This window comes from Bacteroidota bacterium (genome assembly GCA_020161395.1).
Classification (GTDB): domain Bacteria; phylum Bacteroidota; class Ignavibacteria; order Ignavibacteriales; family Ignavibacteriaceae; genus UTCHB3.
On sequence record JAIUOE010000019.1, the window covers coordinates 1 to 17239 of the forward strand.

Below are 17239 nucleotides of genomic sequence, written 5' to 3' on the forward strand. Positions count from 1 at the left end.
TAACTTCAGTCGGGCTACGCCCTCCTTCAGTTACCCTAATTCTTTGCTTGAACTAAAACATTAATTCATATATTTGGTGACACTTCTAAAGAGTTTTTAGCAGTGTCATTTCTATTGTGTTATTACAACAACTAAATAAATTATTATATTCGGAGCAGAATTAAAGAATTTGTGAAATCCGGTTATGCCCCAGACTATAGATGCAGCCACACTTATCGAATTAAAAAGATTGATCAGTTCAAAAACCGGATTGACCGAATTCGGCAAGGATGATATAAAACTTCAAAAATTCTTCACTTCACGGATTAAGGAACTGGCGTTACAATCATCTGTCGACTACATCAAACTTTTGTCAGAGTTTGGTGAAGGGGGCAATGAAGAATTAAAAAAGATTGCAGTTGAACTCTCCAACACAGAGACTTTCTTTTTCCGTGACCACGGACAGATGTCACTCCTGAGAGAAAAAATCCTCCCTCAACTTATCGAAAAGAATAAACTCACCAGAAATCTTCATATCTGGAGTGCGGCTTGTTCATCCGGTGAAGAAATCTACTCGATTGCCATGATTTTGCACGAGCTTCTTCCTGATTCAACTGACTGGAATCTTGAATTGACGGGAACAGATATCAATATTCAGGCTCTCGAGAAAGCACGAAAGGGTTTATACACGCACTGGTCATTCAGATCGGTACCCGAGGCTGTAATCCGGGAATATTTTACTCTTGCCAAAAGTGTTTATCACCTTAAAGATAAAATCAGGAATCTGGTTACCTTCAAATATTTTAATCTGGTTGCTGACCTTAGTGAATTCCCCGGAACAACCAAAGAGAGATTCGACCTGATTGTATGCAGAAATGTGTTTATATATTTTAACCATGACGGAGTTGAAAAAGCTGTAAATAACTTTATAAAGGCTTTAAAGCCGGAGGGATATCTGCTCACCGGTCACTCTGAACTGGCTAACAGGCATTTTCAGGGACTCTCGCTTATCCCTTTCGAAGAATCATTCATTTACAGTAAAGTCGATTCCAGAAAAGAGTCGCGGTCAGTACCTCCGGCGAGACTGAAAAACAACGACCCGGGTTTGGTATCCGAGCCCCGGATTCATCTCCCCAAAAAGAGAACCGCTGCAAAAATCGACTTGCCTGCCGGTCCTGTAACTTCGGCTACCGATCAACTGCAACCTCAAATCGAGTTGAAAAATGAAACAGACCTTCTCGCACTTGCAAGAACGAAGGCAAATTCAGGAAGACTTGATGAGGCAAAAAACCTTTGTGACATGGTCAGTGAACAAAACCCCTTCAATCCGGGCTCATATTTTCTGCTCGGACAAATTGCCAATGAGCAGGGTGAATTGGAGAATGCAATTGCTTTGTTTAATAAAGTATTATATTTGAATCATCAGTTTTTTCCGGCTTCTGTCGAACTGGCATCCATTTACGACTTCCTCGGTGAAAAACAAAGGGCTCAGAAGTGCAGGGGCATGGCTCTCGAGCAGCTCGCGAAGCTTGACCCTGAGGAGACAGTTGCCTTTTATCAGAACATGAAAGTTACGGAAATAATTGAAGAGATTAACAAAATGTCATCTCACTGAGACAGTGGCGAAACAGGTAACCGAGTAACAGATGAACAGCTTTAACTATCTTGTTTTTGAATTGAACGGGCTCTCGTATGCACTGCCCGCGGAAATGGTACAGGAGATACTCCCGCTTCCTGAACTTACACCTTCCGATGAAATGCCTCCCTGGATCCGGGGAATCTTCGACCTTAGGGGGAGATTCATTCCGGTGATTGATCTCGACCAAAGAATAAACGGAACCCGTCACAGATGTCTTGTTACGGACAATGTCATTGTCCTTTCAAATGGTGAATTCTCACCTGCTTTGATAGTCAGCGAAGTTAATAATGTGGTTGAAATCAAACAGGAGGATATCACAGATATTCGAACTGTAATGCCTGAGGATGGAAACACATCATATAATTTTGTGGAAGGTGTTACAAATTCAGGAGGAATTATTGTGACGCTCCTCTCGGTCGGGAATATCCTGACCTTGACCGACTCTGTTGATTTTCCTGCGAAAAATGACGACGAAAAAGAAAATCCTTCGTCAGACTCAATTCCTGAAGCTCGAAATCGCTATTTTTCACCTGAATCCAACTCTGAAGAGAGGGAAATATTCAGTGAAAGAGCTCGATCTTTGAGAGAGAGACAGATTGCCGACGATAATATTAACAGAGAACCCGTTGCTGTAATCAAACTTAACAATGAATACCTCGGTATTGATCTGAATATCATCCAGGGTTTCCATGAAATTAAAAAAGTCTCCCCTGTCCCTTGTTGCCCGTCGCACATCATAGGACAGATTAATTATCATGGCAACATCATTACTCTTGTTGATATCAGTCCGGTCTTCAAAATACAATTGGACAGGAACGCCAAACGAACAAAAGTAATAATTGTAAGACTTGAGGACGGCGAAGCAGGTATCCCCGTTGATGAAGTGGAGGATGTAATCTACATCAATAAGGCAGACATTTCACCTCTTCCTGCTGCATCAAAATTTATTAATGACTCTTTTCAGAATGGTGCTGCGCATTATCAGGATAAAATGCTCACACTTATCGACCTCGAAAAAATATTGCTGAACGGTAATCTCATCGTTCATGAAGAAGTTTAGCTGCAAATCAAATTTAAAACAAGGATATTTATCATGCTCAGTTGGTTCAATAAACTCAAATTAGGCACAAAAATCAGCCTCGGCTATTCAATTGTTGTCTTAATCATGATTGTCAGTTCCATTCTCAACTACAGCTATATGCAAAGTCTTGAGGATATAAATGTCGTCCGTAAAAATGCAAATGAAATGATATTTCTCGGAGACGAAGCATTTAACAGTTATCTGGCTTCAAAAGCAACTCATCTTCAGTATCTTGTGGGAATGAAAGAGGAGTCATTATTGAGTTACAATGAGGCGGAAAAAAGTTTTAGAGAGAATGTACAGAAAATGGATGAATCATCAGATGAAAAGAAAGACAACCACGAGAGACTTAAACAAGTCATAAAACTTTTTGAGGAGGAGGTACTTTTTAACAATGCAACCATTGCCCTTGTCAAAAAAGGTGACCAGGAGAAAGCCATGAAAGCTGAGGCTGAGAGTATTTCCAAATCCTTTACTGCAAATATAAAATCACTGTTCAAACAGATCGAAGGTGAAGAGCGGAAGGCTCTCGAGGCTTTAAGAGAGAGAAGAGACACAGTGATGAATACACTGATTTTTACATCTCTTGCCGGCGCCACCGTGGCTATTATTACTGCAATTCTGCTCGCCATATTCATCACCAGAAGCGTGGTTTCCACTGTAGGCTCTGCCATTTCCGCCATTGCCGCCACATCTTCCGAGATGGCAGCCACCATCAACGAGCACGAAAAAGTTGCATCACAGCAGGCAGCTTCTGTAAATGAAACCACTTCAACAATGAACGAGCTCGATGTCACCTTCAGTCAGACTGCGGGTAAAGTGGGCGAAACAGCAGAATCAGCGAACAAGGCATCAGATATTGCTGATGACGGAGCAAAAACGGTTCAGCTCAGCATGAATACCATGGCGGTTCTCAAAGATAAAGTTGCTTCAGTTGCCGAACAGATTCTAAGACTAAGTGAACAAACAAACCAGATCAGCTCAATTACAGGGCTCGTTTCCGACCTCGCCAACCAGACGAACCTCCTCGCTCTCAATGCTGCTGTTGAAGCTGCCAGAGCCGGTGAGCACGGCAAAGGTTTTGCGGTGGTTGCTTCAGAAATCAGAAAACTCGCTGACCAAAGTAAAAAGTCAGCCGAAAAAATTAATACAGTTGTGGCGGATATTCAAAAAGCCACCAATTCAACTGTAATGGCCACAGAAGAGGGCACAAAGAATGTTGATCTCAGCATCAATGCTGCGAGAAAAACAGCCGAGGCGTTCAACGAACTTGCATCGTTCATCTCAACTACTTTTGATATGTCCCAACAAACAGTATTTACGGTAAAGCAACAGGTGGCGGCGGTAAAACAGGTGGTGGAAGCCATGAATGCCATCAACGCAGGAGTTAAAGAGACTGCCTCAGGTTTGTCGCAAACCAGAGTGGGTATCCAAAAGTTGAATGAAACCGCGACTGCTCTTAAATCACTTGTATGATTCAAATGATCACCTGTAGAAGAGGTAATTTGTGATATCCGATCCCGAGCTTAGAGGCATTTTCAAAATCGAATTTGAAGAAAGCATTCAAATCCTGAACAGCGAACTCCTGAAGCTGGAAGCCAATGTATTCGATTTTGATGCTTTGTCCAGACTGATGAGAGTGGCTCACAGTATGAAAGGTGGAGCGAGGATGATCGGGCTCGCCGGTGTGGTAACCCTTGCTCATTTCTTTGAAGATATGCTCGGGGCAGTAAAAAAAGATAATACAGAGCTGAAAAGAGCAGATTTCGACAGGATGTATAAAGCTCTTGATGTAATAAAAAGCCTCGTAAATGAAGCTGTAACAGGAGAACCTCTCAATTTTGATGTGGAAGCGGTGACCTCGGCGATTCTGAATGCGGAGACAACTCCTCCGGCAATAAAAGAGATGCCTGTTACTCAGAATGAAACAGTAGTTGAGGTGCTGAGCCCCGAATCTTCTTCCGAACAAAATGAAACTCCGGCGCCAGAACCCGATACCCCGGCTGAGACAGTGAAATCTTTTGCCATCGATACAATAAGGGTTGCGGCTTCGAAACTGGATACCCTGATGAATCTCTCCGGTGAACTCACAGTTTCCAAAATCCAGCTTGCCCTTAGACTGGGAAAGATTGACAACCTTGGCGCTCTGCTTGAAGAATCCATTCGCGACCTTCGTATGATCGAGCAGTCCGTGTCTCCTCTTAAGAAGGATTTCAAGCTCGCTCACTCTGATATAATCACAACCGTCAACAAACTCAGAAACAGATTTGACGCCGCTGCAGTGGAAATTGGTGGTTTCCGGGAAGGCCTCTCGGAAGATAATTCGCGTCTGAATTTTGTCTCTTACGGTTTTGAGGAAGTAATCAAAAACCTCAGAATGCTGCAGCTTTCCAACATTTTTAATCTCTATCCCCGAATGGTAAGAGACATCGCCGGAGAGTTGAACAAGGAGGTCAATTTTATTGTGGAGGGAGCCGGGATTACTGCGGATAAAAAAATCCTCGAAGAAATGAGAGATCCGCTGATGCATATGATAAGGAATTCCATTGATCATGGCATCGAGTTGCCGGAAGCAAGATTGAAAGCCGGGAAACCCCGCTGCGGCACTATAAAACTTACGGCACTCCATTCAGCCTCGACGATTACCATAATTCTTGAGGATGACGGCAACGGCATCGATGATAAATCGATTCTGGAGACGGCGATAAAGAAAAAGCTGATCACCAGGGAGGAAGCCGCCAATCTTTCCCCTGCTCAAATTCACAACCTGATTTTTAGCCCCGGGTTTTCAACTTCCAAAATGATAACCGATGTCTCGGGACGCGGGGTTGGTATGGAAGTGGTGAGAGCAAATGTCAGCAAGCTAAAAGGAAGAATCAGTATTGAATCCGTGAAGGGAAAAGGGACGAAATTCATTATTGATCTTCCCCTGACTCTGGCAACCTTACGGGTGATGACCGTAAGCGTGAATGATGTCATCTTTGCAATCCCCATCGACTATATCGATACATCCGTACTTGTACAGAAATCTGAAATCTTTTCGATGGAAGGGAGAGACACAATTGTTTTTCAGAATGAGCCGGTCTCTATCGTCACTCTCGAGTCTCTGTTGGAACTGCAACCGAAAAAAAGTGATGACAATAAAGCCAACTCCTCTTCATACCAGTGCATAATAATATCTTCCATGGGAGAAAAAGCCGGATTTATAGTTGATTCTCTGATTGATGAGCAGGAGGTGCTGGTAAAACCCCTCGGCATCATGCTCCAAAAAGTAAGGAATGTCTCCGGGTCCACCATCCTCGGAACGGGTGATGTATGCATTATTCTTAACCCGCAGGACCTTGTGCGATCAGTCAAAACCAAAAGTTACAGTGCAGCAGAATCTACCATTATTGAAGGTGAATCCGCCGGCAAAAAAAGAATTTTACTTGTCGAGGATTCCATAACCACCCGCACACAGGAAAAACGAATACTTGAGGGTGCCGGATATGAGGTGATAGTTGCTGTGGACGGCCTGGACGGATTTGCAAAATTGACTTCAAATGATATCGATGCGGTGGTTTCGGATATCGAAATGCCAAATATGGATGGTCTGTCGCTCACTGAAAAAATCAGACAAAATAAAAGGTACACCTCTTTGCCGATAATTCTGGTTACATCGTTATCATCCGATGAGCAAAAGAAGAAAGGGCTGGAATGTGGTGCAAATGCTTACCTTACCAAGTCAGGATTCGATCAAAGAGTTCTGATTGAAACAATTCAAAGGCTCCTGTAAATGAACAGTTTTACCAAATTTAGGGAATGATATGAACGGGAAAAATAACCCTGTAAAAGTTTTACTCGTTGACGACTCACTGGTTGTACTCCATATCCTGAAAAAATTGCTCGCTCAGTATCCTGAAGTCGAGATAGTTGGTACTTTTACAAATGGACTTGAAGCGCTTGCCGCAATACCGGTTTTAAATCCTGATGTAATCTGTACCGACTACCATATGCCTGCAATCGATGGTCACGAACTGATTATGGAGATCATGGAGAGACACCCGAAGCCGATTCTGGTGATCAGTTCTTCAGTACAATCGAAAGGAGATGAAGAAACCATTTTCACACTGCTTGATGCAGGGGCTGTGGATGTCTTCCCCAAACCGGTACTCCAGGTTGAGGATGAATTCAGGAAATCTGCTGCCGCTCTCGTAAAGAAAATCACTCTCCTCGCAGGAGTACACACTTTTAAGAGAAGAAGAAAACCGGGTGCTCAGTCCGGAGTTACAGAAAGTGTGGAGAGCACAAACCTTAATATTAAAAACACTTTCAAAATAGTTGGAATCGGGGCATCAACCGGCGGTCCTCAGGTTCTCGCTGAAATATTTCAAAGACTGAAACCGGGGTTCCCCGACCCGATAGTCTGCGTCCAGCATATCAGCGAGGGTTTTATTCAAGGGCTGGTCGAGTGGCTTGACAAAGCCTCTCCCCTGACGGTAAAGTTTGCAGAAAATGGTGACACACCGAAACTGGGACACATTTATTTCCCCCCGGAGGATACACATCTGAAATTTGACAGCGGCGGCAGATTCGTCATCTCCAAGGATCCACCGAAAAACGGTCACCGTCCCTCTGTCGATGTAACTTTTTCTTCAATTGCTCAGAATTTTGAAAAAAATTCCTTAGCCATTCTTCTTACCGGCATGGGTGCCGACGGAGCAGACGGGCTGCTTCAGATTAAAAAATCAGGCGGGTACACCATTGCTCAAAACGAGAGCAGTTGTGTTGTCTATGGCATGCCAAAAGTGGCTGCCGAGACCGGTGCGGCAAAACTGTTGCTGTCGCCTGAAGATATTGTCAGATTATTGAATAACTTTAGCAATTAATTTCACGGAAAATTTCATGTCACAGGAAAAGTTAAGGATTCTCCTCGTAGAAGACAGTGCCATTGCAGCCAGATTGATCACACTTCTTATCAGAGAGGGAATGCCCGATGAAAATTACAATTTACATTCAGCCTCAAACCTTACTGATGCCATCGAGCTTACAAAAAGTGAAAATATTCAGATAGTTCTTCTCGATCTCGGGCTTCCCGAAAGTCAGGGCCTCGAAACCTTTAAGACATTCTTTGCCAAATATCCCTATATTCCCGTTATTGTGCTCACCGGCAATGAGGACAAATCTCTCGCTCTTAAATCTGTTCGTGAAGGAGCACAGGACTATCTTGTAAAGGGGGAAGTGCACAGCAGCCTCCTCGCAAGATCGATTTTCTATGCCCTCGAGAGAGGAAGACTGCAGTATGAAAAAATGCTCAACCAGGAAAAACTGAAAAAATATTCGGAAGAGCTGGAAGTGCTGAATGCCACCAAAGACAAATTTTTCTCCATCATCGCCCATGATCTGAAAAGCCCCTTCAACTCTTTCCTTGGAATTACAGAATTACTCGCTGAAGATATTGATATCATGGACAGGGCACAAATCAAGGCTTTTGTCCTCGACATGAACAGATCGGCTCACAACCAGTTTAAACTGTTGGAGAACCTCCTTGCCTGGGCACAGGTTCAGAGAGGTTCCATGGTCTTCTCCCCTGCCGAGCTCGATTTTTTCCATGTTGTAAATGATGTTTTTGCCCTCTATTCTGACAACGCAGCAGAGAAAAAACTTAAACTGAGCAACGAGGGCTCACCCGGGAAGAAAGTTTTTGCCGATCACAACATGCTTTACCTTCTCCTCAGAAACCTTGTTTATAACGCGATCAAGTTTACTCCGGAGGGAGGCGAAATCAGAGTTGGTGCATCAGACCTCCCGGGATTTATCGAAGTGTATGTCGTCGACAACGGAGTGGGTATCAGCCCCAAATCGCTCGCCGGGCTTTTCAGAATAGATAAACAAAATACCACACTCGGCACCAACAAGGAAAAAGGGACGGGGCTCGGTCTCGTATTGTGTAAGGACATGATCGAGAAAAACGGCGGACAAATAAGAGTGGAATCAACTCCCGGCTTGGGTACAACTTTCTTTTTTACTTTGCCACAATGATATGACTGACGGCTATTTTGTAACTCCCGATAACACTCCCCTTTTCTACTCGGTGGCGGGTCAGGGTGACCGTTGGGTAATCCTCCTTCACGGGGGTCTGGGTGACAGCAGAGAGATGATCCCTGTCGCATCTGCTCTTGATCTCACTGAGTATAAGCTGGTTCTGCTCGACTTCAGAGGACATGGCAAGTCGTTTCATGGTAAACTGCCTCTAAATTATGAACTCTATGCAACCGATGTTATGGGTCTCATGGATCATCTCGGTATCGAAAAGGCATCGATTGTGGGTTACAGCGACGGTGCCATAACCGCTCTCGTCGTCGCCTACTCGGAACCTGACCGGATCACAAGGGTTGTATCTATCGCTCCCGATACAGGAATTGAAGGCTGGAGGGATGATGTAAACCTCGATCAGGTATTTCCGCAAATTGCTCTCGATGATGAAATGATTCAGGACTACGAAGGAGTGTCCCCCGAACCGGAGAAATTTCCTTTGCTCCTTGACCGGGTAAAAATACTTTGGGAGTCTCCCTCTCATATGGACAGGAAAAGACTGTCAGAGATAAAAGCAGTATGCTGGATTGTCGGAAGTGATTCTGATGAATTTATTAAGCAGGAGGATCTTAAACTGATTGCCCGCTCTATTCCATTTTCATTTTTGCATTCGTTCTCGAACTTAAAACACGGTGAGCTCACACCAGCCCTGGCGAAGCTCACCGATGGTAATATTCATATCCTCACAGAGATGCTCGAAGGTTAGAGCCTACTGCATCCCGAAATTTTTGTTGTGCAGGTCTTCAATTGCCCTTAGCAGATCATTTACTTTCTTAAGCTCTGCACTTGCCCATGAGTTTCCCGGATCGAGTTTCAGAAGCGATTCAAGTTCCGATTTTGCCGAAACATAATCCTTCTTTTTGATCAGTTCCTTCGCATTATTGATGTGATCGCCAATCGCAGCTTCTTTCTCACCGGGGAGCTTCTTCACTTTCAGCTTGTCTCCGCTTTCGCTGACTATCTGCTTTTTGAAATCATCAGGATAGCCGATGTTAACTGTCTTAAAATACTCGTTTTTCTTTACACCATCCACATATCTAAGAAGCAAATCCTCGCTCAGTTTTTTCCAGGTGTTATAGACTGTCTTTCCCGATTCCTTTGTATAATTCGTCAGAAACATCAGACATTCAGCCCTTGATGAAGAAAGAAGTTTAGCCGCCTTTTCCTCAACTTCCTTCTGGCGGAGCAGGAACTGCCCCTCAAGCTGATTTTGAACTGTCCTGATGTCATCAATTACAAAATTGTAGCGCGGATAAGCGAAATTGGCGACAGCATTGAACACCCAAAATGCCGATTCCCAGGTGAAATGTGACAATGACCCAAGTCCTTTTCTGTAGTTTTCCGGGACATCAGTTACTGCTGCATAAACCGGAAACCAGACTGTGGTATAGGTGTCGTCCATTCCAAACCAAAGGAGTCCGCCAACCTCGTTTGGCAGATGGCTGCGTGACTGGCTGATAAACGACCAGCCGGTCTGAGGTGTTGAAATCGGTCTCTCGTTAAAATACTCTTCACCGTTATATTTCCATGTAAGCGGACGCGCTCTCATGGGATTACCATAAGGTCCGGCTCCGACTCCCGTTGTCATGTCGAGCTCTGTTCCGTTGTAGTGGTCACGCATCAAACCCATCACATCCTGAACCGATAGCTTTTTGTCAGGCTTCACATATAGGGGCATCCTCTCGAGGTTTTCACCTTTTATATATGAGAGGTATTTAACCATGGTCGAATTGCAGCGTCTGAAAAGCGACCATACCCTTCCGTCACAAAATCTGATTGCTCCAAAGTCAAGTGGTGAGTATGCGGCGGCGAAGTCAAAATCTGCATCCTTTCCCGAAAAATATCCTTTTTCTCTCGCAAAGGAAATTACATCTTTCGAGTAGAGGCAGTTATCAGGGTCATTCAAGGGGAATTTTGTAATCCTTGCCTGGTTTGCGTGTCCCGAAACATATCCGTCGGGAATTCTGACTGCAACCCAGTTGGCTCCCTTTACTCCGGGTCCCTTTCCGATCATTTCCAAAATCCATGCTTCATTTGGGTCAGCAATCGAGAATGACTCACCCGAACTGTAATAGCCGTATTCTTCAACAAGTTGAGCCATTATCCTGATCGCTTCACGGGCGGTTTTTGCCCTCTGAAGGGTGATATATATAAGACTTCCGTAATCAATAATCCCTTTCGGGTTGGTAAGCTCACCTCTGCCGCCAAAAGTGGTTTCACCAATGGCGAGCTGATGTTCGTTCATGTTACCTGTTACATTATAAGTCTCCCGGACCTGTTTTATCTTTCCGAGAAGTTTGCCTGTATCCCACTCAAACACTTCGAGCATAGCCCCTTCAGGGTATTTTGCAGCAGGAAAGTGATAGAGCTCGCCATACATCATATATGAATCGGCTGTGTAGGTTATCATTGTGGAACCATCCACTGAGGCACCTTTTGTTACAATAAAATTTGTGCAGGCAAAAACAGCTGCGGGTGAAAGGAATAGAATCAGCGTTATAAGCGTTGAAATTCTCTTCATTTGGTCTCCGGATAAAATAAATAATAATCGGGTAAGATAATAATTTTATTCCATCCAAAAGAGGACAATGTGAACCACCAGAACACCGACTTGCATGTATCCCCCTTCGAAACTTTGAATAAAGATTATAACTTTCAAAATCCATGATATTTCCTGATCGAAAATAAAAAACTGTTTATATTTGACAGGTTTAAGGAGAAGAATGATGAAGAATTTACTGAACATGAAAGACAACGAAGAAATGCTCAGAAGGATTTCTGAAGTTTCAATCAGTGACCGGCGGAACAAAACCGGCCGGTTTCAATCTTGACAAACAAACACTGATCGATATGGTGAAAGATTTTCCACAAAGTTACGGAGACGATGGCCCAAGAGAACACCCGTATTTTGGCAACCTTTCAAAAAAACAATGGAGCAGGCTGGCATATATTCATATTAATCACCACCTCAAACAATTTGGGAAGTAATTAAATAATAATCTATTTTGTTATCTCATCAAAGTTAGCTACTTTTCATATCTTAAAAGAATCCGTTCTTTATTAATCAGGAGCAAAAATGAAGACAACAAAGCAGGAGGCTTTGGACTACCACAGTAGCGGTAGAAAAGGGAAAATAGAAGTTATCCCAACGAAGCCCTGCATTACACAGAGAGACCTGTCTCTCGCATACACCCCGGGAGTGGCACAACCATGCCTTGAGATCGAAAAAGATCCCATGCTCGCTTATGAATATACAGCAAAAGGTAATCTTGTAGCTGTAGTGAGCAATGGTACTGCTGTGCTTGGACTCGGAGATATCGGACCCCTTGGTGGTAAACCTGTGATGGAAGGCAAGGGAGTCCTTTTCAAAAGATTTGCTGACATCGATGTTTTTGACATCGAATTAAACAGTAAAGACCCCGATGAGATCGTAAGAGCTGTCCAGATGCTCGAACCGACTTTCGGTGGTATCAACCTTGAAGATATTAAAGCGCCCGAATGTTTCTACATTGAAGAGAAATGCAAGCAGACGATGAACATCCCTGTTTTCCATGATGACCAGCATGGAACAGCAATCATCAGCGGTGCCGCACTTATTAACGCAGTCGAACTTTCCGGGAAAAAACTTTCTGAAGTGAAGATTGTTGTAAACGGTGCCGGAGCATCCGCCATATCGTGCTCAAGACTCTATGTAAAACTTGGTGCAAAAATCGAAAATATCACTCTCTGCGATTCCAAAGGCGCCATCTATAAAGGCAGAACTGAAGGAATGAATGAGTTTAAGCAGGAATTTGCGCATGAGACCGATGCCAGAACCCTCGCTGACGCAATAAAAGGTGCAGATGTTTTTGTCGGGCTGTCAAAAGGAAATGTTGTTTCCAAAGAGATGGTCGCAAGCATGGCTCCAAATTGCATAGTATTTGCCATGGCTAACCCTGATCCCGAAATCACCTATGAAGATGCCACCTCTGTAAGGAAAGACATCATCATGGCAACCGGGCGTTCCGACTATCCGAATCAGATCAACAATGTTCTCGGCTTCCCTTTCATTTTCCGCGGAGCTCTTGATGTGCAGGCATCAGCAATCAACGATGAAATGAAACTTGCAGCATCATACGCCCTCGCAGCACTTGCCAAGGAAGAGGTTCCTGACAGTGTGAGACGGGCTTACGAAGGACAGGAACTGGAATACGGAACAGACTACATCGTGCCGAAACCTTTCGATACCAGAGTGCTTACATGGGTCGCCCCTGCGGTGGCAAAAGCTGCAATGGAGACAGGTGTAGCAAGAAAACCGATCGCCAATTTCGATGCATATAAAGAACAGCTTCTTGAGAGGCTGGGAGTGTCACAGGAAATCGTAAGAAGAACCATTCATATGGCTCAAAGACTGAAGACCGGCTCACTCGTCTTCTCAGAGGGGAACAACCCGAAGATTCTCCGTGCCGCACAGATTATAAAAGACATGGAAATTGCTAATCCGATTCTCATCGGCAACCGTGAAGAAATTCTCCCGATGATGGAAGAACACAGTGTTGATCCCGAGGGATTGACAATTGTTTCCCCATTTGACTGGGATAAATCTGAAATGTATGTGGACGAATTCTACAAACACCGTCAGAGAAAAGGAATCACCCGCGAGGAAGCAAGAAGGCTCCTTACCCGTCACCGTCACAAAAATTATTTTGCAGCGATGATGGTCAGAATGGGCGATGCAGATGCGATGATAGCCGGTATGACTTCACATTATCCCGAAACTATCAGACCCGCACTCGAAGTTCTCGATTTGGCACCCGGTGTAAGCCGCGTTTCAGGTATGTACATTCTGATTATCAAAGGCAAGGTTTATTTCTTTGCTGATACTACTGTGAATGTCGATCCGAATCCTGAAGAACTTGCAGAGATTGCAATACTGTCTGCAAGGGCAGTAAAACGGTTTGACATCGAACCCAGAGTCGCAATGCTTTCATTCAGCAATTTTGGAAGTGCCCCGTCAATCTCCAGCAACAAAGTAAAGAAGGCCACCGAAATTGTAAAACGGCTGGCTCCCGATATTCTTGTTGAAGGTGAAATGCAGGCAGATACAGCAGTTGTGCCCGATATCCTCAACAATCTCTATCCATTCTCATCTCTGAAGAGCAGAGCAAATGTGTTGATCTTCCCGAATCTCGATTCAGGGAACATAGCATACAAACTCCTCAACAGAATTGGGGGTGCCGAAGTGGTGGGACCAATCCTTAACGGTTTCAGCAAACCTGTTTATGTTCTGCAACGCGGCGCTGAAGTGGATGATGTTGTAAATATGGCAGCATTCGCTATGGTGGAAGCGAAAAGAAAATAGCAATAATGCAATAATCCAATAATGCAGTAATCCAATAATTGTATTGATAGTCTTGAGGCTGTGCCGGATTTGATTCCGGACAGCCTCTTTTTATGTACGGATTTCGATTCGTAGCCGGGTTTACCTCTCATTTAGTTAAATTAGTGGTTGGTATTTTTTGAATTTTCAAATTTTGGGAAAATATGTGGAATAACATTGTTGATGAACTTGAATGGCGCGGACTCATTTACCAGTCGACACCGCTTGATCAGTTAAAAGAAAGACTTAAAGAGGGACCAATAACCTTGTATGCAGGATTCGACCCTACGGCAGATTCCCTGCACATCGGACACCTGATTCCCATCCTCGGACTGCGCAGGTTCCAGCAGGCAGGTAACAAGGTTATTTGTGTGGTGGGAGGAGCTACCGCTCTACTTGGCGACCCTTCAGGCAAAGAAGCTGAAAGAGAACTGAGCGCCGATGATCTCGTAAAGAACTGGGCTGTAATCTTCGAAGGACAACTCTCACAGTACCTCGACTTTACAGGTGACAACGCAGCTGTAATGACCAACAACTACGACTGGATAAGCACCATTTCCGCTTTCGAATATCTGCGTGAAATTGGCAAAAAGTTCTCTGTGAATGTGATGGTAACAAAGGAATCGGTGAAACGCAGACTTCAGGACCCCGACAAGGGAATCTCCTACACAGAGTTCAGCTATATGATTATGCAGGCTTTTGACTATTTCAAACTGAATGAAAATTACAACTGCGAACTTCAGATTGGCGGCAGCGATCAGTGGGGTAACATCACAGCCGGTATGGATCTTATCTGGAAAAAGAAGAATAAAAAAGTTCATTGCATGACCTTCCCTCTTATCCAAACCGCTGACGGCAAGAAAATTGGTAAAACCGAAGCAGGCACTGTATGGCTGGATAAAAAGCGGACATCGCCTTACGAGTTATACCAGTACTGGTTGAATGTGGACGACAGGGATGTTATCAAGTTCCTTAAATTCTACACTTTCCTCTCAAAGGAGGAAATAGAAGAACTCGAAGCAGTTCACAATTCCGACCCCGGAAGAAGAATGGCTCACAGAAAGCTCGCTGAAGAGATTACCTCTCTCATACATGGCAGAGATGAAATGCTTGGTGCAGTTGCTGCCTCGAAAGCGCTCTTTGGTGAAGCAGAGATTTCGTCGATCAATGAATCCACTTTTGAATCATTGTGCAAGACCACACCGTTTGTTCAATTGAGTGCAAACGAAACAGTTCCTGCATTGGTCGATATTCTTGTACTCGCAGGTTTTTACCCGAGCAAAGGTGCTGCCAGAAGAGATATAACGGGTGGCGGTATCTACTTCAACAACAACAGAATAACAGACCCTGAATTTACCCCTGCAGCCGGAGATTTTCTTTTTGGCAAATATTTTGTGCTGAGAAAAGGAAAGAAAAACTTCAAGCTGGGGCTTTTCAGCTAATTAAATTTTCGGGTTCACCGTGTCTTCCATTGAAACAGGAAAAATCGGCGAGAAAATCGCCGAAGAGTATCTCATCAAAAACGGATTTAAGATACTCGATAAAAACTGGAGAGAAAGTCACGGTGAACTCGATATTGTAGCCCTCGACAACACCACCCTCGTCTTCATCGAAGTAAAATATCGAAGTGATGAAAATTTCATCGATATTCAGCACGCAATCTCCCGTGCAAAGGTAAAAAATCTGAAAAAATACGCACAAAAGTATATGTTCAAAACCACTGTTTTCTACGAAGAAATCCGTTTTGACTTTATCGGCGTACTCCCCAATCCCGACGGATCTTACAGAATCGAACATGATCCTGATTACATCGGATGGAGAGACTGAGGAATCCAATAATGCAATAATGCAATAATCCAATAATGCAGTAATCCAATAATGTGAATTTTATTTCATTTTGTGATTTGCAAGTAAAAGATTATATTTGAATCAGACTTTTTTATCTGTTTAGGAAAATGAAATGCTTAGAAAAATAATTACAATAAATGAAGAGCTTTGCGACGGTTGCGGCGAGTGTGTCCCTGCATGTCACGAAGGTGCACTTCAAATAATCGACGGTAAAGCCCGTTTGATCTCCGACCTCTTTTGCGATGGTCTCGGTGCCTGCATCGGGGAATGTCCCACGGGAGCCCTGCAAATTGTTGAACGGGAGGCTGAACCGTACAACGAAACAAAAGTGATGGAGTACATCGTCAAAGGTGGTCCCAATGTGATCAAAGCTCATCTCGAACATCTCCTCGACCACAACGAGATAGAGTTTTTTACCGAGGCTCTTGACTACCTGAAAGCCAACAAAATAATCAATCCTTTGGCGCTTCAACCTGAAGGCTCACCATTGACTGATCAAAAGCAAAATGCCGGGCATCACGGTGGTGGTTCATGCGGGTGCAAAGGTTCCGCTGAACAGACCATAAAAAGAGTGGAAATTAAAACTGATACAGCACCGGTCGGCTTTGAGCAGCCAAGCGAACTGACTCACTGGCCCATTCAGTTACACCTCCTGAATCCCCAAGCTGGTTTTTTCCGGAATGCCGACCTCCTTTTGGCGGCAGACTGTGCCGGATTTGTCTCGACAGCCTTTCATCCAAAATATCTGAGTGGCAAGGCAATGGCTATTGCCTGTCCAAAACTTGACAGTAACAAAGAAGCGTATGTTGAGAAACTGATTGATATGATTGACTATTCAAATTTGAATTCGATTTCAGTCGTGATAATGAAAGTACCCTGCTGTGCCGGACTTGCACAACTTGCGATGCGGGCACAACAACTCGCAGTAAGAAAAGTACCCGTCTATATCACCGTACTCGATCTGGATGGTTCGGAACTTGAAACCTACAGAGCAGCCTGACAGAAATTAAAAAAGAGGCTGTCTCGATAGTAAATATCCAGCAGCCTCTTTTTTTATGTCATTTTTCGTTTTTTTTGAATAACACCGGTAATTGTTCATTAACCAAAGTGACTTTTGTGTTTTTTGATCAAAAAAAAAGGGTATTAACCCTTTTTTAAGCAAAATTTGGGGTAAATTCGAACATTTTGCCTAATATTATCTTTCTAAAATTGTGAGCAAAAGCTACCAATCCCAACTCTGTCAGCACACCCTTCTTTC

13 protein-coding genes are annotated in these 17239 nt (G+C 43.9%); 12 read left to right on the plus strand and 1 reads right to left on the minus strand.

Features of this window, described 5'->3' with window-relative positions; all coding sequences use genetic code 11:
• The first annotated feature begins 184 nt into the window (after positions 1-184).
• The 7 genes from LCH52_16730 to LCH52_16760 are packed head-to-tail and all read left to right on the plus strand — an operon-like array spanning position 185 to position 9480.
• Positions 185-1594: a methyltransferase domain-containing protein gene (locus LCH52_16730; GenBank protein MCA0390136.1), complete on the plus strand. Its 1410-nt coding sequence runs from the start codon at positions 185-187 to the stop codon at positions 1592-1594.
• A 31-nt stretch (positions 1595-1625) separates the two neighbouring features.
• Positions 1626-2678, plus strand: coding sequence for a chemotaxis protein CheW (locus LCH52_16735; GenBank protein ID MCA0390137.1), 1053 nt, complete (start codon positions 1626-1628; stop codon positions 2676-2678).
• Positions 2679-2711: 33 nt separating this feature from the next.
• The gene (locus tag LCH52_16740) at positions 2712-4175 is read left to right on the plus strand and encodes a methyl-accepting chemotaxis protein (protein ID MCA0390138.1); all 1464 of its coding nucleotides are present in this window, start codon (positions 2712-2714) and stop codon (positions 4173-4175) included.
• 31 nt (positions 4176-4206) lie between these two features.
• Positions 4207-6474, plus strand: coding sequence for a hybrid sensor histidine kinase/response regulator (locus LCH52_16745; protein MCA0390139.1), 2268 nt, complete (start codon positions 4207-4209; stop codon positions 6472-6474).
• Between the two features lie 31 nt (positions 6475-6505).
• Positions 6506-7567 (plus strand): chemotaxis-specific protein-glutamate methyltransferase CheB, encoded by a 1062-nt coding sequence (gene cheB / locus LCH52_16750; GenBank protein ID MCA0390140.1) that lies wholly within the window; start codon positions 6506-6508, stop codon positions 7565-7567.
• Between the two features lie 16 nt (positions 7568-7583).
• Positions 7584-8720: a response regulator gene (locus LCH52_16755; GenBank protein MCA0390141.1), complete on the plus strand. Its 1137-nt coding sequence runs from the start codon at positions 7584-7586 to the stop codon at positions 8718-8720.
• A 1-nt stretch (position 8721) separates the two neighbouring features.
• Positions 8722-9480: an alpha/beta hydrolase gene (locus LCH52_16760; GenBank protein MCA0390142.1), complete on the plus strand. Its 759-nt coding sequence runs from the start codon at positions 8722-8724 to the stop codon at positions 9478-9480.
• Between the two features lie 3 nt (positions 9481-9483).
• On the opposite strand, the gene LCH52_16765 is transcribed toward LCH52_16760, so the two are convergent.
• Positions 9484-11295 carry a C69 family dipeptidase gene (locus LCH52_16765; protein MCA0390143.1) on the minus strand — a complete coding sequence of 604 codons (1812 nt, stop codon included), beginning with the start codon at positions 11293-11295 and terminating at the stop codon, positions 9484-9486.
• 329 nt (positions 11296-11624) lie between these two features.
• Here LCH52_16765 and LCH52_16770 point away from each other — a divergent pair, with 329 nt between their 5' ends.
• The 5 genes from LCH52_16770 (at position 11625) to LCH52_16790 (ending at position 16981) form a co-directional block, all read left to right on the plus strand.
• Positions 11625-11762 carry a DUF1569 domain-containing protein gene (locus tag LCH52_16770; GenBank protein ID MCA0390144.1) on the plus strand — a complete coding sequence of 46 codons (138 nt, stop codon included), beginning with the start codon at positions 11625-11627 and terminating at the stop codon, positions 11760-11762.
• Between the two features lie 88 nt (positions 11763-11850).
• Positions 11851-14115: an NADP-dependent malic enzyme gene (locus LCH52_16775; GenBank protein ID MCA0390145.1), complete on the plus strand. Its 2265-nt coding sequence runs from the start codon at positions 11851-11853 to the stop codon at positions 14113-14115.
• A 182-nt stretch (positions 14116-14297) separates the two neighbouring features.
• Positions 14298-15575 carry a tyrosine--tRNA ligase gene (gene tyrS, locus LCH52_16780; GenBank protein ID MCA0390146.1) on the plus strand — a complete coding sequence of 426 codons (1278 nt, stop codon included), beginning with the start codon at positions 14298-14300 and terminating at the stop codon, positions 15573-15575.
• 19 nt (positions 15576-15594) lie between these two features.
• Complete coding sequence (locus tag LCH52_16785; protein ID MCA0390147.1) at positions 15595-15960, plus strand: YraN family protein; 366 nt, start codon at positions 15595-15597, stop codon at positions 15958-15960.
• Positions 15961-16093: 133 nt separating this feature from the next.
• Positions 16094-16981 carry a 4Fe-4S binding protein gene (locus tag LCH52_16790; GenBank protein ID MCA0390148.1) on the plus strand — a complete coding sequence of 296 codons (888 nt, stop codon included), beginning with the start codon at positions 16094-16096 and terminating at the stop codon, positions 16979-16981.
• The last annotated feature ends 258 nt before the right edge of the window (positions 16982-17239 follow it).